17 protein-coding genes are annotated in these 22,587 nt (G+C 63.1%); 7 read left to right on the top strand and 10 right to left on the bottom strand.

The window, feature by feature from the left end:
* Positions 1-2 precede the first annotated feature (2 nt).
* Both BV95_RS09590 and BV95_RS09585 read left to right on the top strand, forming a co-directional pair.
* Positions 3-1,148: an exonuclease SbcCD subunit D gene (locus BV95_RS09590; RefSeq protein WP_037450666.1), complete on the top strand. Its 1,146-nt coding sequence runs from the start codon at positions 3-5 to the stop codon at positions 1,146-1,148.
* Positions 1,145-4,222, top strand: coding sequence for an AAA family ATPase (locus tag BV95_RS09585; RefSeq protein WP_037450664.1), 3,078 nt, complete (start codon positions 1,145-1,147; stop codon positions 4,220-4,222). The genes BV95_RS09590 and BV95_RS09585 overlap by 4 nt, the downstream gene beginning before the upstream one ends.
* Here the strand turns inward: BV95_RS09585 and BV95_RS09580 are convergent, their stop codons facing one another.
* Genes BV95_RS09580 through BV95_RS09570 form a run of 3 tightly spaced genes read right to left on the bottom strand, consistent with a single transcriptional unit; the run spans position 4,223 to position 9,742 of the window.
* Positions 4,223-7,537 carry an error-prone DNA polymerase gene (locus BV95_RS09580; RefSeq protein WP_037450660.1) on the bottom strand — a complete coding sequence of 1,105 codons (3,315 nt, stop codon included), beginning with the start codon at positions 7,535-7,537 and terminating at the stop codon, positions 4,223-4,225.
* Positions 7,534-9,090, bottom strand: coding sequence for a DUF6504 family protein (locus BV95_RS09575; protein WP_037450659.1), 1,557 nt, complete (start codon positions 9,088-9,090; stop codon positions 7,534-7,536). The genes BV95_RS09580 and BV95_RS09575 overlap by 4 nt, the downstream gene beginning before the upstream one ends.
* Positions 9,011-9,742, bottom strand: a complete 732-nt coding sequence (locus BV95_RS09570) for an ImuA family protein (RefSeq protein ID WP_037450654.1) — start codon at positions 9,740-9,742, stop codon at positions 9,011-9,013. Before BV95_RS09570 ends, BV95_RS09575 begins: the two co-directional genes overlap by 80 nt.
* A 177-nt stretch (positions 9,743-9,919) precedes the next feature.
* Between BV95_RS09570 and BV95_RS09565 the strand changes: the two genes are divergently transcribed.
* Positions 9,920-10,783 (top strand): hypothetical protein, encoded by an 864-nt coding sequence (locus BV95_RS09565; RefSeq protein WP_234703136.1) that lies wholly within the window; start codon positions 9,920-9,922, stop codon positions 10,781-10,783.
* Between the two features lie 6 nt (positions 10,784-10,789).
* On the opposite strand, the gene BV95_RS09560 is transcribed toward BV95_RS09565, so the two are convergent.
* Positions 10,790-12,565, bottom strand: a complete 1,776-nt coding sequence (locus BV95_RS09560; protein WP_037450647.1) for a hypothetical protein — start codon at positions 12,563-12,565, stop codon at positions 10,790-10,792.
* A gap of 169 nt (positions 12,566-12,734) precedes the next feature.
* Here BV95_RS09560 and BV95_RS09555 point away from each other — a divergent pair, with 169 nt between their 5' ends.
* Positions 12,735-13,340: a hypothetical protein gene (locus tag BV95_RS09555; RefSeq protein ID WP_174544478.1), complete on the top strand. Its 606-nt coding sequence runs from the start codon at positions 12,735-12,737 to the stop codon at positions 13,338-13,340.
* A gap of 137 nt (positions 13,341-13,477) precedes the next feature.
* On the opposite strand, the gene BV95_RS09550 is transcribed toward BV95_RS09555, so the two are convergent.
* Complete coding sequence (locus BV95_RS09550; RefSeq protein ID WP_037450640.1) at positions 13,478-14,293, bottom strand: NAD-dependent epimerase/dehydratase family protein; 816 nt, start codon at positions 14,291-14,293, stop codon at positions 13,478-13,480.
* Positions 14,290-14,748: a MarR family winged helix-turn-helix transcriptional regulator gene (locus BV95_RS09545; protein ID WP_037450637.1), complete on the bottom strand. Its 459-nt coding sequence runs from the start codon at positions 14,746-14,748 to the stop codon at positions 14,290-14,292. The genes BV95_RS09550 and BV95_RS09545 overlap by 4 nt, the downstream gene beginning before the upstream one ends.
* Positions 14,749-14,980: 232 nt before the next feature.
* Between BV95_RS09545 and BV95_RS09540 the strand changes: the two genes are divergently transcribed.
* From BV95_RS09540 to BV95_RS09530, 3 genes are all read left to right on the top strand, one after another.
* Positions 14,981-15,982 carry a site-specific integrase gene (locus BV95_RS09540; protein WP_037450635.1) on the top strand — a complete coding sequence of 334 codons (1,002 nt, stop codon included), beginning with the start codon at positions 14,981-14,983 and terminating at the stop codon, positions 15,980-15,982.
* Complete coding sequence (locus tag BV95_RS09535) at positions 15,982-16,695, top strand: Fic family protein (RefSeq protein WP_234703135.1); 714 nt, start codon at positions 15,982-15,984, stop codon at positions 16,693-16,695. The genes BV95_RS09540 and BV95_RS09535 overlap by 1 nt, the downstream gene beginning before the upstream one ends.
* A gap of 82 nt (positions 16,696-16,777) precedes the next feature.
* Positions 16,778-16,975 carry a hypothetical protein gene (locus BV95_RS09530; RefSeq protein WP_037450632.1) on the top strand — a complete coding sequence of 66 codons (198 nt, stop codon included), beginning with the start codon at positions 16,778-16,780 and terminating at the stop codon, positions 16,973-16,975.
* Between the two features lie 8 nt (positions 16,976-16,983).
* Here BV95_RS09530 and BV95_RS09525 read toward each other — a convergent pair whose 3' ends face one another.
* The 4 genes from BV95_RS09525 to BV95_RS09510 are packed head-to-tail and all read right to left on the bottom strand — an operon-like array spanning position 16,984 to position 22,374.
* The gene (locus BV95_RS09525) at positions 16,984-19,794 is read right to left on the bottom strand and encodes a conjugal transfer protein TraG N-terminal domain-containing protein (protein ID WP_037450629.1); all 2,811 of its coding nucleotides are present in this window, start codon (positions 19,792-19,794) and stop codon (positions 16,984-16,986) included.
* An 18-nt stretch (positions 19,795-19,812) separates the two neighbouring features.
* Positions 19,813-21,267 carry a conjugal transfer protein TraH gene (locus BV95_RS09520; protein ID WP_051749686.1) on the bottom strand — a complete coding sequence of 485 codons (1,455 nt, stop codon included), beginning with the start codon at positions 21,265-21,267 and terminating at the stop codon, positions 19,813-19,815.
* The gene (locus tag BV95_RS09515) at positions 21,267-22,097 is read right to left on the bottom strand and encodes a conjugal transfer protein TraF (RefSeq protein WP_037450626.1); all 831 of its coding nucleotides are present in this window, start codon (positions 22,095-22,097) and stop codon (positions 21,267-21,269) included. Before BV95_RS09515 ends, BV95_RS09520 begins: the two co-directional genes overlap by 1 nt.
* Positions 22,081-22,374 (bottom strand): hypothetical protein, encoded by a 294-nt coding sequence (locus BV95_RS09510; protein ID WP_156028625.1) that lies wholly within the window; start codon positions 22,372-22,374, stop codon positions 22,081-22,083. Before BV95_RS09510 ends, BV95_RS09515 begins: the two co-directional genes overlap by 17 nt.
* Positions 22,375-22,587 lie beyond the last annotated feature (213 nt).

Here is a 22,587-nt window from a genome sequence, read left to right as displayed (position 1 = left end):
GCATGCGCATCTTGCACACGAGTGATTGGCATCTGGGACGTCAGTTCCACGGGGTGAGCCTGGAGGAAGACCATGATGCGATCATCGCGCAGGTCGAGGCGGCCATCGTCGAGCATCAGCCGAACGCCCTGATTATCGCGGGAGATATTTTCGATCGGCTCACGCCATCCCAGGCTGCGCTCCGCCGGTTCTCAGATTTCATTCGCAAGGTCACTGCAGACGGCAAACTGGCAATCGTTCTGATCGCGGGCAACCACGACGCGGCCGCGCAAATCGGTGCGATGGGAGTCCTTGCGAACACCGCTCATGCCTTGGTTCGAGGTCCACTCGATCGGGACGAACGGCCGCTCCTGATCACCGACGAACATGGCGTTGTCGCCATCTCTGCGCTGCCGTTCGGATATGAGTTCTCGGCTCGCGCGTGTTTCGAGAATGAGGGCATTAATTGCCCGGCGGACGTGCTCGCTGAGCAGATCGCAAGTGCCCGGCGTCACCTGCCAGAAGGCGTTCGGTGGGTCGTCGCGGCCCACGCATTTGTCGAAGGTGCCAGCACCAGTGAGGGCGAGCGTCCGTTAACACGGTCGGTCGGCGGAATAGAAACGGTGCCAGCCTCGCTTTTCGAGGGCGCTCATTACGTCGCCTTGGGCCACCTTCATCGCCCCCAGGCGGTCGGGGTAGGTCACATCCGATACTCGGGCGCGCCACTCGCTTTCGGATTCGACGAGGAGGGACATGCGAAATCCATGACGCTCGTGGAGCTCGCCGCGGACGGCTCGGTTTCGCTTTCGGAGCTTCCCCTTTTTCCGATCCGCAGTGTGCGTGCAATCAGAGGCAAGCTCGCCGAACTCCTTGCAGCCCCGGAAGGCTCGGACGATCTGATCCGCGTGGTGCTCACCGACGAACATCCTCAGATCGACCCGATGAAGCGCCTTCGGGTGCTCTATCCAAATGCTGTTCAGCTCAGCTACGAACGAGATGATCGGTCGCAGGAGAGGCAACTGGCCGAGGGGCGCGCGGCGCTCGACCAACCTGGCGAGGTGATCGCGAACTTCGTTCGGTTCGTTCGCGAAGCTCCCATCACCGACGCAGAGAAAGCCCTCGTCGACGAGGTGGTCGCCGACCTCGCTGCCGGGGGAGAAGCGGCATGAGACCCATCAAGCTCATCATGTCCGCATTCGGCCCTTATGCCGGTATGGAGGAAATCGACTTTCGAGATGCCGTCGATGCTGGCCTGTTCGGAATCTATGGACCTACTGGATCGGGAAAGTCGTCTATCTTCAGCGCCATGACCTTCGCTCTCTTTGGCGAAGGCGCGAAGAAGGAACAGTCCATCTTCACGATGCGGTCTCAACATGCCGACCCTGACCGCCTGACCGAGGTCTCCTTCCTGTTCGGGCTTGGTGATCGACGATATTTTGTGCGTCGTCAGCCCGACCAAGCGCGGCCGAAGAAGCGCGGAGATGGCGAGACTGTCGATAGCCACGCTGCTTGGCTGTTCGATGCGAGCGATGTTCCGGTCGACGATGTGACCACCGATAATTGCGGTGTCGTCCTTGCCGAGAAGAAAGTGGGCGAGGTCGGTCGGCAAGTCCGCGAGTTGCTCGGATATGGGGTCGAGCAATTTCGGCAGATCGTCCTTTTGCCCCAGGGCCGTTTTGAGAAATTCCTTCTCGCCACCAGCGACGAGCGCGTTGCCATTCTCCGCGAACTGTTCGACGTTTCCCTCTATCGCGACATCACCAAGCGAATGAAGGAAGGCGCGATTTCCGCCAAGCGCGAGTTTGAGGACGGCCATCGCCTCGTCGCACAGCGGCTGACCGAGAGTGGCTTCGCCAGTACCGACGAACTGGCCACTGGTATCGAAGCGGCTCGGCATCGGGCAATCGAAAGCGACCTGACTGCGGTCGGGGCCGAGACAATCTCGGCCGCCGCCGATAAGGCTCATAGTGAGGCGGAAGCGCTCGAAGCGCGATTTTCGGCTGTCGAGAACGCTCGCTCTTCGCGTGCGGCACTCGAAACGCAACGCGACGACGTCGCTGTAGCCGAGCGGGCGGTCACCACCGCCCAGAAAGCGCTGAAGGCGACAGATCTGGATGCTCGGGTAGTCGAAGCGGAACGATCTTTTGATGACGCGACCGCTGCAGAAGCCGAGGCCCGCGGTAACGAGCTTAAGGCGATATCTGACCATGACGAAAGCGAACTGGCTTTCGTTGCCGCGGAAGCAGCGGCGACTGGAGTCGATGGCCTGATCAAGCGATCCAACGAGCTGGAGCGCCATCGTGAGGCGCTCACAGGCGCGGCCGATCTCAAGGCGAAGTTCGACCTTGCGTCGGCCGATCGTAAGGCCGCCCAGGATGCCTTCGACACTGCAGACGCGTCGCGAGTTCGCCTCGAGACGGTCCATAATGATCTTTCCGAGCGCGTTGCAGTCGCGCGCAGCGACGCTCTAAAGCGGGCACAACTCGACGCGAAGCTGGGTGCTTTGCGCGAAGAATTTCGGGCGGCGAAGGCGTTCACCCAAGCGAAACAGCGCCTCGACGCAGCTATTGAAGACCTGGGTAAGGTGAAGGCGAGGCGGGACCAAACCGCCGGTCTTGTGGTGCAATCACAAGAGCAGCTGGCTCTCGCCGAACGCGCCTTCATCGGAGCACAGGCCCAAATGCTGGCAAGTATGCATTTGGTGAATGGCGAACCCTGTCCAGTTTGTGGAAGCGCGGACCACCCTCAACCTGCACACGGCGAAGGTGATCCGAAGCGCCTCGAGAGGGACTTCAACGAGGCGCGAAGGAAGCACGACGGGATCGTCCGTGACGCGACGATCGCTGAGGGTGCGATCACGCCGGCAGAAGCGCTGGTGTCCGACCGGACGAAGCTGCTGGCCGAGCAATCAGCGCCAAGGGCGGACGTAGATATCATCGAGAGGGAGGGGCGGGAGGTCGCCGATGAATTGTCAGCCCTCGGAGAGCCGGTCGACCTAGGCTTGATGGAAAGCGATCTTGTGGAGGCGAAGCGAGAGGCCGAAGAGGCGATCGTTGCCTCGAACGCTGCCCGATCTCATTGGCAGGATAAGACAACCGCCCAAGCCGTTGCCGCGCGATCGTACCAGGACGCCATCTCTGGGGTTCCGGAATTGCTGCGTGATGCGAGCGTCCTCGATGCTGAGGTCTCAAGCGTCGATCAAAAGATTAAATCCCTTCGCGAGGCCGTGGCTGCCGCTGACAAGCAGCGCCAATCCACGGCCGTTGCCAAGGCGACAGCGGCCGAACAGCTCACCGCTGCGGCTCGCGCCGTCGGCTCTGCTCGGTCGGCCGTGACAAGTGCCAGGGGGGCGCTCGCAAAGCGGCTGGAGGAAGTTGGTCTCTCGCTCGACACATATCGGGAAGGCGTCAAACTGATTCCCGAGATCGGCGTGCTCATCGGCAAAGTTCAGAAGTTTCGCGATGACGTCAACGTCGCCGATGCCCGGGTCGATGAAGCGCAAAAGGCGGTCGAAAACGTCTCCCGGCCGGACCTGACGGCCACTGCCCAACAGGCTGAAATGGCTCGAGGCGATGCCCTCGCTGCGCGCCGCACCGCTGCGGAGATGGACGCGGCTCTCAAGCTGTTGGTCGATCTGCGCACCTCGCTGCTGGAGCAACTCGACAATTTGGAGAGGCTTGAGCGCGAAACCGGACCTCTTCGCTCGCTGGCTGATGCTTTCGCCGGCGATAACGCCCTAAAAACCCCGTTAGAGACGTTCGCGATCGGAACGATGTTCGATCATGTGCTGAATGCTGCCAACCTCCGGCTCGGTCCGATGACGGCGGGACGTTACCGGTTCGAACGCGATGTTGAGTCCGTGGGTGGACGGAGCAAGCGCGGCCTCGATGTCCGCGTCCATGATATCGAGACCGGGCGCGCAAGAGAGATCAGCACCTTGTCGGGCGGTGAAACGTTCATCGCGGCGCTCTCTCTTGCGCTCGGTCTGGCCGATATTGTCGAGATGAGCCACGGCCAGATTCGCCTCGATACTATCTTCATCGACGAAGGGTTTGGAAGCCTGGATACCGATAATGATGGCGGCACGCTCGACCTAGTTCTGAACGTGCTGCAGGCGATTGTTGGCAACAGCCGGGCGGTCGGTCTCATTTCCCACGTTCCGATGGTCCAGCAAGCTGTGCCCAACGGCTTTTCAATCGTAAAGTCGGCTGGTGGCAACCGTATCGAGCGACGCGTGGCCTAGTCAGCGGAAGTCGCGTGGTTTGATCTTGATGCCTTCGGTCGGCCGGCTTGGCACGATGCCGGTCCCGATGCGCAGGTCCGGGATGAAAATGTCGCGGGGCTGGCGCCCGAGAGGTGATCCCGGATCACGAGGATCCGGACGCATCGGGCTCTTCACCACGTCGGCGCGGCTCACCCGATAGATATCGGCGACGTCGGCGCGGTTTCCGACGCTCGCGAGCAGCGGAGAGAGGTCATCAAGCCGCTGCGCGATCACGTGGATTACCTCGCCCTCGCGCTGAACCTGCCCACGCACGCCCATCATGGACGCGCCCAGCACGATGCGGCGGTGCTTCTCGAAGACGTTTGTCCAGACGACCAGGTTCGCAACGTTAGTCTCGTCCTCAAGCGTAATGAACATGACGCCCTTCGCGGAGCCCGGTTTCTGCCTGACCAGCACGATGCCCGCGAGATCGATCCACCGACCATCCTTTACGCGCTGCAATTCTTCACACGTGATCATCTTCCGGCTGCGCAGCTCGTCTCTCAAAAACGCAAGCGGATGGGCGCGCAGCGAGAGGCCGGAGGCGCGATAGTCCTCGACGACCTCGGCGCCGACGCCCATCGGGGCCAGGATCACTTCCGGCTCGATCGCTTCGTCGCGCAACTTGCCTTCGCGCTCGTCGGCGGCGGCGAAGAGGGGTAGCGCAGCGTTGCCGAGCCCCTTCACACTCCAAAGGCCCTCTCGCCGGCTGTTCCCGAGCGATCCGAACCCATCGGCTTCGCCAATGCGGTCGAGCGCGCCGCGCCCCACGCCGGCCCGGCGCTGGATCTCCTCCACGCTTGCATAGGGTTGGTCGCCCCGCACTTTGACGATGGCCGCCGCGTCCGTATTGGCGAGGTCCTTCACCATGCGAAGCCCGAGGCGGACAGCGAGATACCGGCCGCCCGCGGGCTCCAGCGTGCAATCCCAGCGACTATGATTGACGTCGATCGGCCGCACCTCGACGCCGTGCTGGCGCGCATCGCGCACGATCTGCGCAGGCGCATAGAAGCCCATGGGCTGGGCGTTCAGCAACGCAGCGCAGAACGCGTCTGGATGATGGCATTTCACCCAACTGCTCGCATAGGCGATCAGCGCGAAACTTGCCGCGTGGCTCTCTGGAAAACCGTAGGAGCCGAATCCCTCAATCTGTTTGAAGGTCCGCTCTGCGAACTCCTGATCGTAGCCGCGGCTGACCATCCCGTCGATGAGCTTGTCCCGGAAATGTGAGACGCCTCCGGTCAATTTGAAGGTCGCCATTGCCCGCCGCAGGAGGTCTGCCTCGCTCGGCGTGAAGCCGGCGCATTCGATGGCAACGCGCATCGCCTGCTCCTGAAACAGAGGTACGCCCAATGTCTTCTCGAGCACACGGCGCAGCTCCTCGGTCGGATAGGTGACCTCTTCCTGCCCGTTGCGCCGGCGGCGATAGGGATGGACCATGTCGCCCTGAATGGGGCCGGGCCTCACAATCGCGACCTGGATGACGAGGTCGTAAAAGGTCCGCGGTGCCATCAAGGGAATGGAAGCCATCTGCGCTCGGCTTTCGATCTGGAAGACCCCCAGCGTATCGGCCTTGCGGATCATAGCGTAAGTCGCCGGATCCTCGGCCGGGATCGTGGCAAGGTCGAGCTTCACGCCCTTGTCGTTCTCCATGAACTCGAAGGCGCGCCGCATGCACGACAGCATGCCCAGCGCCAGCACGTCGACCTTCATGAAGCCGAGCAGATCGATATCGTCCTTGTCCCATTCGATCACCTGCCGGTCTTCCATGGCGGCAGGCTCGATCGGCACCAACTCGTCCAGGCGGTCGCGCGTGAGGACGAAGCCGCCCGGATGCTGAGACAGATGACGCGGGGTGTTGATGAGCTGACGCGCCAGCTCCAGGGTCAGAGCCAGGCGTCGATCGCCGAGATCGAGATTAAGCTCCTCGGCATGCTTCTCCTCGACGCCCTCTCGGCTCCACGCCCAGACCGAACTGGACAGTCCGGCCGTCACATCCTCGCTCAGGCCGAGCGCCTTGCCGGCATCGCGGACCGCACCGCGGGCGCGATATCTGGTGACCACCGCAGTCAGCGCCGAATGGGTGCGGCCATAAGTCTCGTAAATCCATTTGATCACTTCTTCCCGCCGCTCATGCTCGAAATCGACGTCGATATCCGGCGGCTCGCGCCGCTCGGCCGAGACGAACCGTTCGAAGAGCAGCTCGGATCGCACCGGATCGATCGAGGTGATGCCGAGGACATAGCAGACAGCGCTGTTCGCGGCGGAGCCCCGACCTTGGCAGAGGATCTCGCGCCGACGGGCCTCGGCCACGATGGAATGAACCGTGAGGAAATAAGGCGCGTATTCCAGTTCGGCGATGAGCTTCAGCTCGTGCTCCAATTGCGCACGGACCTTGTCGTCCACGCCCTCGGGATAGCGCTCCGGAGCCTTCTGCCACGTGAGGCGCTCTAGCTCCTCCTGCGGCGTCCGACCCGGGACGCTGATCTCGTCGGGATACTGGTAGCGAAGCTCTTCCAAACTGAAGGCGCAGCGCGCGGCGACCTCGAGCGTGCGCGCAACAGGTGACGCATCCTTGAGATAGCGCCGGAAGAGCCGCTCCATTTCCTCGCCGGTCTTAAGATACCGATCGGCGAACCGTTCGCGCCGATTACCCAGTTCGTCGATCGTGCACTTCTCGCGGACACAGGTGACCACGTCTTGCAACATCCGCCGATCGGGCGCGTGATAAAGCACGTCGTTGGTTGCGACGGTCGGCACCCGCACGGCCGCAGCGAGGGCCGCGAGATCGCGCAGGCGGATGGCGTCTTTCGGCCGCCGTCGGACCGAAAGCGCAAGATAGGTCCGGTCGCCGAAAATCCGCCTGGTCCGAGCGAGCGCGATCTCGGTGGCGACGTCGGCGCGATCGGGGTTGAGGATCGCGATAATCCCCTCGTTCCATTGCTCGACATCTGGCCAATCGAGATGACATCCGCCTTTGCCCGCTCGCTCCTTGCCGACACTCAGCAGCCGGCACATTCGGCCGTAAGCAGCGCGGTCGGTCGGGTAGAGGAGGAGCGCCGTCCCATCGTTCAGATCGACGCGGCACCCGATGATCGCCCTGACGCCGGTGGTGCGTTCCGCATCCCATGCTCGAACGATGCCGGCCACAGACCCCCGGTCGACGATGCCCAGCGCGGGTATGCCGAGTAGGGCGGCCGCCGCAAACAGCTCCTCGGGCGACGATGCACCGCGTAGGAAGCTGAAATGCGTTGTGACCTGCAGTTCGACATAGCAGGCTTCTTCGGTGCTCATGCAAACGCACCATGGATGAACCAGCGCATTGTCCCGGTCGCCGGATTGGCCCCATCTCCGAGGCGGAACAGCCAGTAGCGGCCGCCTGTCTCGGTCTCGACCTGATAATAATCGCGAACGATAAGGGCCTTGCCCGCTTCGTCCCCGCTCTCGCGCCACCACTCCCCGTGGAGCCGCTCGGGACCGTCGCCCTGCGTCACCCGGTAGCGCTTCCGACGCCAGACAAAGAGGCGCGGCGCGTCATCAGGCAGCAGAGCGATGACGTCGATCGGCTCAGGCCGATCCAGCATCCGCGCGGGGCGGGGCAGATCATCGTCCCAACCTGCGCCGCTCTCCTTCGCCAGCGCGGGCGAGATCGCGACCGATCGCTCCGGCATCACGCTCGGCTGGGGCCGGGCCCGGTGAAGGTTCCGCTGGCCGAACCGATTGGCTAGCGAGTCGACCAGGGCACCAAGGTCCGGGCCGCGGCCCCGCTTCTCAAGCCCTTCGCGCTGTCGCGGCGCCAGCACGTCAGCCAGCGGTGTAACCAGCGTCATCGCCTCGATGCCGAGGCCCGGCTCGATCGTTTCGATCTTCGCGCACAGTAGTTTCGCGAGATGTGACGCGTCGCGCGAGGCGGCCGCCGTCCCGACGCGGATCGCCTGGGTGTTGCCGTCGACGCGATGGAAATAACAGTCCAGCCGCCGGGCACCTTTGCCGATGCAGGCGAGTTGACCAACGACATCCTCGACGAGATCGCCGATGACCTGGGCAAAGGCCTCTGGCGTCGCGATCGGCTCCATGAAGCCGCGGCGAGCCTGGGGAAGATGCTCAGGGAAGATTGGCTCGATCGGCTCGTGGAGCAGCCCCAGGGCCTGGTCGAGGCGGCGATGCAGCTCGCGTCCGAACCGTTTGGCGAGCGGCGCGCGGGGCGTGCCGATAAGCTGTTCGATCCGTTCGAACCCCAGCCGACGCAGGCCCTCGACGTCGCTCAGTGGCAGCCGCAATGCCGATATGGGAAGGATCGATATCGCCGCACGCTGGGCGCCGGGCTCGATCGTCACCGGGCGACCGGCGGGCACATGCCGAGCGACCGCGTGGGCGCAGCCGGCGGTATCCGCGACCGCGATCTGCAGGCTGAGGCCAGAGCCCGCGATACGCCGGTGAAGATCCTTCAGCAGTGCCTTTTCGGTGCCGAAAAGCCCTGCGCAGCCGGTGATGTCGAGCCAGATGCCGTCGGGTGCGTCGGGTGACACGAATGGCGAATAGCGCCGGCCGGCCCAGAGGGCGAGGTCGCGGAGCCCTTGGAGATCATTATCAGGCTCCGCATCCACAATCTGCAGCTCGGGTGCCAACGAGCGGGCCTTGGTCACGGTCATGCCGGCCCGAATGCCGAGAGCGCGGGCATCCGCATCGAGCGCCGCGATGATACGGCGCCCGTGGTCGGGTATCGCTGTCGCGAGCGGACGATCGAGGATCAGTCCGTCACGGCGGTCAGGCGACAATTTTGCGATCTTCCGCCGCAGCCGGTCGGTCGACCAGTGCGGCAGGAAGAGCGATACGACCCGTCGCATCGCACGCCTCCACAATCCAGGCGTGCGGGTTGCCGCCGCGTACACGTTCCAAATCGACCCGCCACCGCGGCCGCCCAAGGCTCGGAATCCCAAGATCCTCGCTCGGCGCAGCCGTCACCCGCCAGCGCGTCACCGCAGCCGTTCCCTCGGCAACCTGCTCGGCTTTCGCCGCGCGGCGGAAAACGAACGCCGCTACGCCCGAGCTCTCGGCTGCCAGCTGCAGGCGTTTGGACGCAGTGGTCGAATATTTCCCGACCTCGCCGACGACACCCGCAATGCCGGCATGCCGCAGGCATTCCTCCATCGCCAGCAGGACATTGGTGTCGCTGCCGGCTTCAACATAGATCACGCGGTCAGGATGAAGACCCGCAAGGTGAAGCGCAGGTTCGAACAGGTCGCGCCAGCGCAGGCACCAGAAGACCGGTCCCTCCATCCGTGCCAGGATCCCTGCGAGGAAAACGGTCGCGCTCGCATCGTCGGCCAGATCGGGGCTGCCCGCCATTTCGTGGAGCGCACCTGCTGCAATGCCGCCGCCCGGCAGGTGCTGATCCAGTTCGTCGATGCCGAACGGAAGCGCGTCGTGGCGGACGCCTACGCCCTCGATACGCGCGATGCGCGCTCGCAAATCTTCGAGGACGGCGGATTGACGCATGGCATTCAAGAGACTCGGCAGCAGTGATTCTGTTCCCCTTTTGTTTCATGGCATGCGGATGAGAGTCAAGGCGCTCGTATCGATCGTCCTTCGGCTCCTGCTTCAGGGGCCCCCAACCCAGGCAAGCGCATTTCGCGTTCAAAAGATGATCTCGCGCGGTAGCTTGGAGGAATGTCCATGCTCCTCGCTGACTCAAACGCGCTCAGGAATCCCGATCTCCGCGCCTATCTCGTAGCGTCGCGCGACCATCACATCGTGCTTTCGGACCTGACGCTCATCGAGATGCGCAAACGCAACGCGCTCTCGACCTCACGCGAGTCGCTGCTGATCGCGTCGGCCTTTCCCAATCAGGTCTTCCTATTGAAGCGGACCCACAAGCTGCTGGAATTCGATATCGCGTCGCCCTCAGACGTCGATCTCCTGTTCGATTATGAAGGTGGGGTCGAGCTCGACCACATCATGAAGGGGCTGAGGGAGTTGCCGCCCTCGGACGCCCTGAAGGCTCGAATGGCCGAACTCGAGCAGGAAGCCGTCAACGTCATCGCCGAGCTGGGCAAGCAGATGGAGGGGCTCGAAGAAGCGCTCGTCGACATCACCAAAGAGTTCAAGCAGCCCCAAATCAAGGAGCTGCGGACCGGCGCAAATGTGAGCGATGAGACTCGCGAAATCCTGTTCCGGCTTCTCAAGGAAACGACCGCCCGTTTCTTCGTCGACAATCAGCCGCTGCCCCGGCGCAAAGGCATCAAGCTGACCCAGGCCCGCGGCATGTTCGCCTTCCGCTATTCGCTGTGCATGATGGTCTACTACATCCTCTGGGTGCAGACCGGGCGCCAGACGGGGCGTGCCCATCATCTGCGCATAAACGACGTCATCGACATGCAGCTTGCCGCGTTGAGCACCTATTTCAACGGCGTGCTAAGCACCGACGGGCTGGTCTGGGACACGTCTCGCACCGCCCGCGGCATTCTCCGGCGCTATGGGGCCTATGTCGGTGAAGATTGGGTACTGCCGCAGGCGTTGGGAGGAGCGCCGCAGGCTTGATATCGGCTACCCGGCGGAGATTCTCATCACGCCGACAAGCGTCGCGTGGATCTGTGCGAGTTGCGCGGAAAGCTGGTCGTAGACTTCGTCGAGCACAAACCCCCAGCCTCCGCGTGCCGCGTTCATGTCCAGGCCGAAGCGCTCAAGCGCAGATGGTATCACGACATCCGGATCCTTCCTGTGCCCAGCGGCCTGCCGAAGGTCGGAGAGGGCGAAGAGCTTCACGAGCGGTCGCGACGGTTCGCTCCCATCCTCGGCGTAGCGGCGAATGATTTCGTCGCCGGCCTGCCACGGAACCAACGCGGCATCGATCGCGACATTGCAAAGGCAAATCAGCCGATCCAGGAGCTTCAGTCCGCGAAAGTCGTTGATCTTATCCGCGGGTGTCCCGAAAGCCAGCACGAGTGGGCGAAGCCGCCGTTCCGCGAGCGGCTCGACCAGCAGCTTGTCGAGATCGAGGCACCGGGCCAGAAAATCGGCCCGCGAAAGATCGGCCGGGATATGGTGCAGGATTGGCTCGACATGCGAGCCGTTCCACCACCCGTTGGGCGTCAACCAGGCGCGGTCCAGCCCCACGTAGTCTTCGGTCCCGACCGCATCGAGACCAAACATCGCGGCAAGCCCGCAGAGCATGGCCCCGATGTCGGCGACACCGTAGACAAGCTCCTTTGCGCGAACACCGACATTCCGCGCCTGGTGGCTTTGCGCGGACAGCAATTCGGGGGTCGGCATGACCGCGTGGTCGTGGAAGTGTTGAACCACTCGCGCCGGCGTGCCCTCGTAGAGCTTGCGCACCTCAAGCTGGATAACGTCGCGTCCAACCCTTCTCGTCGGGCCAACGCTCCACTGGTTGCCGTAACCGACATGTCCATCCTCCGCTCCGACGTTAAAGCCGGGCCTTCCTTCATAGATGCCAAGCACCGTGTCGCGGACATAGACATGGTCCCATGGGCGGAAGCGCTGAGCGACCGTCATCGTGACCGGTTCCTCTATGCCCGGCCAAGAAAGCCCGGTCTCCTCAAGGGGGTTGTTGGTAATCGGCAGCGGACCCGGCCGGGCTATGTGCCGCGCGCCCCAGACCTGCGCGAAGAAGCCGCCCTCGCGCCGACGGCGAACGTCCACTTCACGCGTCCGCAGCTTCTCGTTCGCTTGCTGGCGATCGCCGAGCAGCGCGTTGGCGGCGGCATCAACAGGGCCGTGGCGACTTTCCCAGTAGACCTGGACCAGCTCCATACCGCGCAGGCTCAAATAGTCCTGGAGATAGTCACGCGAGACAGTCGCTCGGGCGCCGGATTGCTGGAGGTCGGCATAGATCGACGGTGCGCTGACACGGGCCACATCGAACTCGGGTTCCGCAGGATTGTCCCAATGAATTGACCCATCGCTCAACGCCCGCGGCATGAGGCCGTAAGTCATCGCAAATTTGGGGTCGAGTACCATCGCCGAGTGGTTGTGGTTCTCCCAGCCCAGAATCAGCGGCTCGCATTCGATGCGCTGTCCGTCGGCATAGGCACCGATCCAGAACCGCGGATTGACCGACCCGGCGACATTGCGGCCGGGGCCGGGGCGCCCGGTCGATTCAACCTCATAGTTGAAGGCGATAAGCTGGCCGTTGAGGGCATCGAAATCGGCGGTAGGAACCAACGCGGACCAAAGGATGCGCGTCCCCGGGATCCAGGGGTCATCGTAGCTGCGGATCTCCGCGACCAGCACGTCGGGTTCGGCCCACGGGTCCTCGATCGGGATATGGGCCAGCAGGTCCGGCCACCAGTCTTCTTCCATTCGCACGCGTCCATTTTTCGCCCGGCATTCCCACGACGATCGGCACACTCGGAGAACCAGCAGTGACACTTTACCCGGAGAGCCTGGTAAAGTGTCACGGGTGATTAAAGGGCAGAGAAAATACAGGGAAGGGATTCACAAATGGGCGCGTTCGTGCTTGAAATGTTCCATGTTCCAGCCGGACCTCTTCACGATGGATCATGCCGCTGAGCAGAGTGATCTGCCCTCGGAAATCGCACAGCTGCGCGAGGGAGCGCAGCCGCGAACTGAAGCAGCGAACGACATCGAAATCGACCTGCCGGGCGTACTCGAACGGCTCGCCGACGTATCTGCGCGACCTCGCTATACCTTCATGGTCCTCAATCTGATCGCTCGCGCGGCTGGGCAGAGCGATAGCGCTGGCCCCTATGTCCGCGAGGACGGTCGCGTGATCGCAATCCGAGACTGGTTGAGCGACGCGCTGATGCCAATGGCACAGCGCGATGCGCGACGCGTCGCCGTGGTCAACCAAGTTCGCGCTGAGCTTGCACGGAAAGGCGTATTGCCGGTTGACGACGAGCAAGCCGAAGAGATGATTGCGGAAGGGGTGCGTGCCCGCCTTCGGCATTCGGGACGCACCAACGTCAGCCGCGCTGTCTCGGATCTCGTTCGAGCTGGCTTGGTCCGCCGCCATTATCAGGGGTACCGCGTCGACCACGAGAACCGGGGTGCCCAGCGCGAAGCGGTCTATACGATCACGCCGCGCGTGAAGCGTGCGCTCGGACGCGTCGCCTAGGGAGGCGATGCCCATCGGGCGTCAGTTGATGTTGAACTCCATCTCACGCCTCTGCAGCTTGTTCTTCCGACGAGCCTCGAGCACCAGCAGGTCGGCGGTCGTTGCGAGCGCTGCCGTTGGCTTCTCACGCCGTAGCTTCAGAGTATTCCTTCCTGGTGAGCTTGGTAGACAGTCCTCACAGTCGATTGAAAACCGAGGCTTCGCGCAAGCGAGCCGTCGACATGAAGGTGCCACGGGTTCTGCATCGGTTCCGAGGACGGGGCCATCGTGTGGCCGACCAGTTTGACCAGTTCGTAGATCGTTGTGGGCGCCTCGTCCGACACGTTGACTATGCGGCCATCGAACGCGCCTCCCAAAGCCAGCTCAATCGCGGTCGCGATATCGCGGTGATGGATGGTGCTCATTCGGTTGGCCGGGTGAAATCCGAAGGCGCCCAGATGCTTCGGCAGCATCTCCAGATGGCCGTCGCCATCACCATAAACGAAGGGAAACCGAACGACCGCCCAATTTAGGCCGCTTTGTCGCAGCGAAAGCTCGGCTGCGACCTTGCTGGCGGGATAGGCCTCGTTCGGCTCGACCGCATCGGTTTCGCGTCCCGGTTGCGGGCTGTTCTTGTTGTAGACGTTGGAAGTGCTCGCCATCAGGAAACGCGCTGTGGGGGCGTGGGCGAGCACAGCGGCGATCAGGCCGCGCGTGCCCTCCAGGTTGCTCTTCCAAATCAGGTCGGTGTCCTGCGTGCGAAACACAGCTGCCAGATGGACCACTGCCGAAACGCCAGCGACCGCGCCTGCCAGCGATGCGGGATCGAAAAGATCGCCCTGCACAGCCCGCACTCCGTCAGGCGCAGTTTTGCCTGGCCGAACTAGGACGCGGCAGTCCTGTCCTGCCTCAACCAGGCGCGGTACTAGGCGTTCACCGACCAATCCGGTCGCACCGGTCACCAGGATCGTCATGCCTTCTTGCCTTTCAGTCGGAGGTTGAGGCGCTCAGTCGCTGCTCTCAGCACCCGCGCCGTCGTTTCGATGTCGGCTTCGGAGAAGCCGCCGAATGCCTCGTCATGGATGAAAGCGAGATCGGGCAATTCACTCCATAATCTTGTCCCTGCCGGGGTTAGGCGGAGCAGCTTCTGGCGCTGATCGAGGCCGCTCGAGACCTGTTCGACCAATCCCTTCCGCACCAGCGCCGAGACGATGATGCTGACCGTCGCGCGCTCGATCTGGAGCAGCGGCGCGAGTTCGCGCTGCATCGTCGGCCCGACCCGCGCAAGCTGGTGCAGAATATACCATTGCGTGCCCCCCAGATCGTGCGGTCGCAGCGTCTCTTCCATGAGCGCGCGTCCCGCGAAAAAGCATCGCTTCGCCCATGCGCCCACCGTGCTGTGCTCGAGAACCGTCTCTTTGTTAGCCATCTAACATAGATGTTAGCTATCAAACATACTGTCAAGGCCATCTGACGTTGGGCAGTGCGGTTCGTATCGACGAGAGGGCAGCTCAACCAGATCGATGGCAGGGCGCATCTGGAGCGCGTCCTGACTGCGGCAAGGGAGATCCCCACCGCGTCTTAGCAATTCTTATGTCCGATAAATGCGATTCTCGGACATAAGATTGGCTTGAAGAGGGGGCTCTGTTAGGCTGATCGCGATGGCTCGCGACCTGCTTCCGATACCGACCAATCTACCCGCGGATCTTCTCGCGGAAATCGAAGGTGCGCGCGACACGCTGGCTGCGTCCAAGGCCAACTCGACCCAAAGAGCCTATGCCACCGACTGGGAACGCTTCTGCGCGTTCTGTGATGCCCGCAACGTGGAGGCGCTGCCGGCTCATCCGGACATCGTCGCGCTCTTTGCCCATGTCGAGGCCGAGGCGGGCATCGCGCCGGTCACGATCGGACGCCGCCTCGCAGCGATCAATCATCAGCACAAAGAGACCGGCCTCGCGTCGCCCACGGCGCGCGACGCGGCCGGCATCATCGCCCAGATGATGGCGGGCGTGCGCCGCAAATATGCGCGCAAGAAGGACCAGAAGGCCCCTGCGGCGGCGGACGTGCTTGCCGCCATGCTCGCGACGATCAATGGGACTGGCCTTCGAGCCAAGCGCGATCGCGCGATCCTGGCGACCGGCATGGCAGGGGCGTTTCGACGTTCGGAAATCGCGGGCATGCAGCTTCCCGACCTCGCCTTTGAGCCTTCAGGCGTGCGCATCGTAATCCCGCGCTCAAAAGGCGACCAGGACGCGGAAGGTCAGGAGATCGCGATCCCCGAAGGACGGCAGATCCGGCCGGTCAGCTTGCTCGATGAATGGCTCGAGGCAGCTGATCTGAAGGGGCCGGACCCTGAGACCGGGAAGTCGCGGAGGGGTCCGGTGTTCCGCCGCCTGACCCGGGGCGACACGCTGACGGCCGACCCGATCACCGACAAGACCGTGGCTCGCCTCGTCAAAGCGTGCGCGTCGGCGGCTGGGCTCGACCCGTCCCTATTCTCCGGGCACTCGCTGCGAGCCGGCTTCCTCACAGAGGCGGCTGCAAAGCGCGCGAACCTCTTCAAGATGAAGGATCATTCGCGGCACAAATCGCTCGACACGGTAGCCGGCTATGTCCGCGACGCCGGGATTTTCGACGATCATGCCGGTGAGGATTTTCTGTGATGCCGCCAAACACCGCGCCGCCGGAATGGCAGGCCTACACCATGCCGGGTTACCACGCGGTGATGAGCGAGGCATGCGGGGCGCTACAACAGCGTATAGACACAGACAGTGGCTATCGCTTGTCGATCCTGACCGATCCGCGCGACCTTCACCGAACCCTGTTTACTGAGTTCACGCCGACTGGTTTTCCGGAATATGCCGGCACCTATCGCGGTACGGCGGGGACGTCGCTCGAGGGACGCCGATCGGGCGCTCCGCAAGTCTTCACGCCTAAAAAGAGCTTCTCGTTCGAGGAACCCGAGAACGTCGCGGCTCAGCTCGACTTCATGCTGTCGGAGGTTCGTCGGGACTTGGCCCCCGCGCGGTCCGCCGCCCCGTATGTGCAACTCCTGACACTGACCCATCTCTTCTGCTGGTTCGGCAAGATTCACCCGTTTCTCGATGGGAACGGTCATATCCAGCGCGCCCTTTTCGCTGCCGCAGCGCTCGAGATGGGGATTCCGTTGGCAGCTCGTTTCGCCATTCACCCACGCCCGTTCGACAGCCTACTGGCCTGGCCGCTGGAAGCGTTCACGAGAGCGTCCGCCGAGCAGCGCGAGCCATTCATCGGCATGGTGGCCGAGTATCTGAGTTCGTGGCTGGCGGGGCCGTTCGACCGGCCCGCGAGCGGTATAGCGCCGGAAGATGACCCGCGCTCGGACGTCGATTCCTAGCCCTTTGGTGCTATCCAAACGCCTGCTCAGCTCGTTGCGAACAAACCTAAAATCGTCTATAAGCGGCTCAGGAATTCGCGCGATGATCGACACGATAACTTATGGCCTGACCAAAGATCTGCCCTCTGGCCCAATTTACAGGCCAGCGGATCCGATGCCGCACGAACTCTTCGTATCAGATGATGACGATGGTCCGCTGACGCGCGGCAGAATGATTGGCGGCGTCATTTCGCTCGTGCTTCTCGCGGCGACTGGCGCGTACCTCTTCCTGGCACTCTAGGTTGCCAGTCACTTCCGCAAATCAGGATCGTTGAAGAAGCCGCGGTTATGGTCTCGAGAGACTTCGGACTGTAGATCGACGCTTGCTTCGCCACGACTATTGCGCGCGGCCTGCGCACTGGCTCTGTCGACATCGAGCCTGGCACGGCCTTCAGCGATGATGCGGGCCGCGGCGCCAGGATCTCCTCCGCCCCCTCCCCCGCCCACCCGGTCGACGCCGTGGGGGCGATAGGATGCACGCACCTCTGACGCACCGCCAATCTCGATGCGATTGACGTCGACGAGCGCGGGTTCCTGAATGTTGCCGCTGATCTCCGCCCATAGCGCGTCGCGTTTCTCCTGGGCCCATTGGTTGATCATCGCGTCACGCACCGCCCGCTGCTGCGGCGTCAGGTTGGTGGCCCAAAGTTCGGGCGCGTCCATATTGGGGTGAAGCGCCTGCTGCTGCCGATACCATTGAGCGAGATCCTGACTCATATTCTCGCTGAGCTGCATGCCATGAGATTCGGCGAAGCTCGCGTCGCGCGAAAGCGATCGGGACAGCTCTTCCATGCGCCTGGCCGCTTCCGAATAGGACCTGGCGCGGGAGAGAGCATCCTCGGTCGCTTGAGAGGAAGAAGTCGTCGTCGACCCTCGGCTGAATGTCCCCGAGCGAGCATAGGTGCCGTCCGACGTCGTCGCCCCGCTTCCGCTCGAATGCTCGTCCCGGACGCCGCTGGATGCCGAACTCGAGTTGTCCGTCGAGCGTGTTTCGTCTGTCCCGTACCGGAGGCTGTCGGCTTGCTGCCCGGTCTTAGTCACACCGAGGTTCCCACCGACGTTCGGCAGCACTCCGCGAGCCCCAGGCTTTCCGCCGCCTTGGCGGCCCGCTCCACCGAGGGTGCCACTCAAACCACCGGTGACCTGGTCCAGCGTTCCGGCCGAACGCTCGTGGCCCTCCGATATCCTCTGACTCTGTCCGGTCGACGACCGCTCCTCCATACCCTGCGAGCTGGACCCCGTCGTCCGGTCGAACTGCTCGATATTGGTGTTGGACGACCGGCCGGTGCCGGATTCGAAGCCGGATGAACGTTCCGACGAGGTCCCAAAAGCGCTGCGGTTCGTGTGCGTGCTGGTGAGAATGTCTTGTGCTGCGTTCTCGTAAGCCTGGGCCTGACGATGCGCTTCGTTCGCCATCTCCCGCCATTCGGCGACCGTGCCGCTGTTCATCGTCGGCGTGAAGCCGAGGCGCGAGATCGCGCCATTCATGTCGATCACGTCCTGACCGTTCCCAAAGCCAGATACGACCGCACCATTGTCCTGCCGCCAGCCGATGCTCGGAGCTCCGCCCATATAGCTCGGCGCCGTCGACCATTGGTCGCTCTGACGCATGTTCGACGTCGCGTTCGCCCAGCTGACATTGCCGTAGGAGTAGTTGCCCGTCGTCTGCTCCAGGGCCGCCGCCTCGGCCGCATTCTGCGCTGGTGCGAGCATCGACGTCGCCTGCCCCGCGATCGACATCGCGCCGCGCGCCAGCCCGGCCGCCAGGAACGGGATGCTCATGAGCATGAAGCCGGCAATCGTCGCCGTCTCGCCATTCACTGCACCAATGCCGGCATAGGAGCCCAGCGTCACGCCACCACCAGCGACGCCGGCGGCCGCGGCCTCCGCGCGGGTCATGCAGATCATATGGAGGATGACGTAGAGCGGACCCCATGCTGCGAGATAGAAGAACCCCATCGCGTAGCCCTTGAGCGATGCAAGCCCCGTTTGCGGCATTAGGAACAGCGGGAAGATCACCGGGAACATCGCGAAGAAGACGACGGTCAGCACAATGTTGAGGATGGGCACCCACGCCATGGCCTGCTGCGCGATCGAATTGTAGGTGTTGCGCGCCTGGATGTCCGCCCGGGTCTGGGCGAAGGTGTCGATCGTTGCGGCGCCCGAGCCGCCAGCCATGCTGTTGCGAGCCTGCATGAAGGCGTTGATCGCCGTGTTCTGACGCATTGCATCGCTATAGTTGCTCCCCGATCCCGTGAACGCCGCGTTGGCGATCGGGAGATCGTGCTTGAGCTTGTCGGCCGCCAGCGCGTTGCTGAGTTTTGGGTAAAGCTCCTTGCCCCATAGCGGCGTGTTCGCTTCGATCATCGGCGCCCATCTGGCGCTGAGCATGTCGTAGGCCTGCCGGCAGGTAACGATCGCGCTGGTCACGGTGCCGTCACCCTGCCGTTCGAGCCATTCCTGCGATCGCGCCTCCGACCCAGGACCGATGTCGGTCCAGAGATCCTTCGACTGCGCGAGGACCGTGAGCGACTTTCGATAGAGCATCACGTCCCCGAACAAGCACTTCTTGAAATGCTCCTCGAGATTGGTCGAAAACTCGGCGTCCCGGATGACGAAGTTGCGAGTCGCATCGAACAAGCGCGCGCCGTAGACCATGCCGTTGGTTGAATAGTTGAGCTCGCTCGGCATGACGAACACGGTCTCGGCCGTCCGCGTGAGCCAGTCACCAATCTGGGTCGTAAAGCTCGCGAGCACGCCCAGGCCAAGCGGGACATTCGAGACAGTTGCGGGGGCCAGTGACGGATTGATCCGATCGGTGACCTTCACGTCGATAGTCGGCACCATGAGGCAAAGGTAGATCGCCGTCGATTGGAGAAACCAGTTCATCCAGACGCGAAAGTTCATCGTGAAGGCGACGACGAGGAGCGAGTAGATCAGGCCCATCACCATCACCACGCGCAGGAGCGATCGATAGCCCCCTCCCCCTGACCAGGCGGCGACCGCATTGAAGGTGTTGACGAGATACTCCCCGCCCCCAACCGTGAAGACCTCGAGCATCGCGCCGGCTCCCCTGCCCTACATCAGCCCCTGTGCGTTCAACCCACGCGAGAAGTTCAGCGCGGAGGACATGCCCGGCGTCATCGAGTTCTGAAGGGTGGACTCGAGCATGATGCTGCGGTCGATGATCTGCATCGTCACCTGCAGCTTGTTGGACAGCTTCACATCGCGCTGCGCGAATTTCTGGCGCGTGGCGGCGATCTGTTGCTTCCACTGGGTAGCAGTCGCCTGATCGAACGTCTGATAATGGGTCTGCGCCTGTTCGACCCGGTCCAACATGTTGTCGAGCATGGCCGCAAGCAGGTCGACCGCCACGATCTCCGAGAGGGTCTCGATCTCGCCGTCGGTGAGCGCGTAATGCGCATACGCCTGGACAGCGAGGATTTTGTAGAGCGGCACGGTCGCGAGATTGAGGAGCTGCTTTTCGGAGGCGTCGAGCGCGGTGTCCGTCCGGATCTTGCTGCTCATCGACCGGATCATTCCAGCGATCCGCGGCCGCAGCGCCGACGATGCCGGGACCGTCAGGGTCTGCTCGCCGACATCGTAGCAGTTGGAATCGTTGCATTTGAGCATCATGACGGGCGGCGCATCCGCCGTGCCATCGAGCAGTGCGGTAACCACGGCTTCCTCGGCCGGGCCAAACATCACGACCTTGCCGCCCACGGTCGGATCGGTCGACGGGGTCGTCACCACCGTCCCTACGAGGGTCATGATATATTCCGAGAAGGACTGGTCGAAAGCCCCGAACTTGGCCGACTTTTTGAGGGCCTCCCAGGTGTAGTTGTGCGGCTCTCCGACCAGCTGGTCCTTCATATTGGCGTCGGTATTACCCGCGATCGTGCTGTCGCGCCGGTTTCCGTTGTTGCACCCTTGCCGGGATGCCGCCCAGTCCGAGAAGATGCCCTGGCTGTTCCCGACCGCCTCACAGATGGTCGACCTGGTGGTCTCCATCTGTGGCCAGATCCCACCCACGAGCGCCTGCGCGGTTTCGCAGCTCGAGATGTTCATCTGGTTGAGAAGCTGCGCCTTCTGGCTGAACTCGTCCATCACCTTGCCGATCTCGGGCGACACGGAATCGATCGCGAGCTTGAAGGCAAAGCCCAGCGCATTGTTCGCGGTCGCCTTCAGCATCGCCACAATCTCGGAAGCGTTGATGAAGGAGAAGCTGCCTGCAAAAAGGTCGATGCCGCCGCAGCCCGCCCGCGCGCTCGGGAGCTGGAGATTGAAGGGCGACACGCTCTTCTGGGGAAAGCGGGTCCAGACATTGCCGAGCGAATAATAACCCGCCGACTGACCCTGAAAGGCGGTCGGCCCCGTGACATTCGCGGCGCCGCCGGCATCGTTGAAAAAGCCGTTCATCTGGGACGCGACATCCGCCTGCGCCACGCCGATGAGGGCGAAGTGCGAGGCGGCCACGAGCGCCAGGCCAGCACCCAACCGACGGCGCAGCGCGCCCTTCTTGCCGCATGCCATCAGTAGTCGCTCCCCACCTTGGTGTTGGTCAGCATGAAGATGCGGTCCATGATCTCGTCGGCGCTGAGCACGCCGTACCCGACCGGGATCGTCCGCTTGGTCTGGGTATCGAACAGGACAAGCGCCGGCGTCTCATTGCCGGGAACGCCCATCCGCGCCCGCTGGCCTGAATCGACGACGTAGTTCGGGAATTCCCTGTTTGGGCCGCCATCCATCGAGACGGCCATTACGGTAAGCCGATGGCTGTCGGTCACCGAACGCAGGATCGGCGCAAATACCTCGCAGGCGCCGCAGCTCTGGGCGTAGAAATAGAAGAGACCGTAGCGCTGCCCGAGGCTCGTCAGCACCGCATCCCGGTCGGCTTGACGGTTGTCGAGCCAGAGGCGTTTCCCGACCGTCGAGACCGGACGCTGCAGCGTATAGTCGAGATCTGGGTTCTGCCAGAGCGCGCGCTGCCAGGTGTCCGAGAATGTGGATGCGCGATCGAGCTGCTCGCGCTGGAACCGCACATAATTGATCACATTGGCCTCGGTTGGGTCGAGGATCGCCTTCGCCTTCAGTTCGTCGAGCTGCCTTGTGATCGCAGCGATGCGGTCCGTCGCGCTCTCCTCTTTGCCTTGCGCCCGCGGCACGGCATCCTCTGCCGGCTTCGGCTTTGCGCAGTAGAACCACTGGCCGAGTCGCCGCTCGCCGCAATAGAAGTCGTCGGGGCGATCCTGCTCGATCGCGTCGCGCTGAGCGGCCGGCGTCTCCTGCGCGAATATTGGCGGCGCCCAGATCGCCGCCGACAAGATGGCGGCCAGGACCGAAGTCCTACCGAAGATCGACATGGCTCTCTTTCCTTTCGCTATCTTTGGAGGTGACGCGGAGGGGGGTGAGGAGGACGAGGTTCGCGTGCCGATCCCAGTCCGGGAGGTGGACGCAGCAATCCGCCACGGTCTGGGGATGGCGGCCGCCGCACGGGGACGGCGCGGAGCGGGCGGATGCGTCGGCGGCGGGCTGCAGGATGAAGGCCGTGGCGATGATCGGCAGCTCAAGAAGTGGCAGCGGCATGATCGTTCTCCTGATAGTGAGCCGCACCGCGGCCTCCTTCAGCGCGGGGTTCATGGGGCGCCCGTCACTGGCCATGGAGGTCGTAGTAGGACTGAATTTTGGCCTGGATGTCCGACATGTGTTGATTGCCACTGAGAGTTGACCCGGGATTTCCACCGAGAAGTGACCCGCCTGAAGGTTATGTTTCGGATATCATCGGTGGGTCAAGATGGGGTTTTCTCCTTTCGGGATTTGCCCTGCTGGGCAGAGCTGTTTTTGAACCGGAAG

The sequence above is a fragment of the Sphingobium chlorophenolicum genome (genome assembly GCF_000722875.1).
Taxonomy (GTDB): domain Bacteria; phylum Pseudomonadota; class Alphaproteobacteria; order Sphingomonadales; family Sphingomonadaceae; genus Sphingobium; species Sphingobium chlorophenolicum.
The sequence above is the reverse complement of the archived record's forward strand: the minus strand, read 5'-3'. Positions and strand labels throughout refer to the sequence as shown.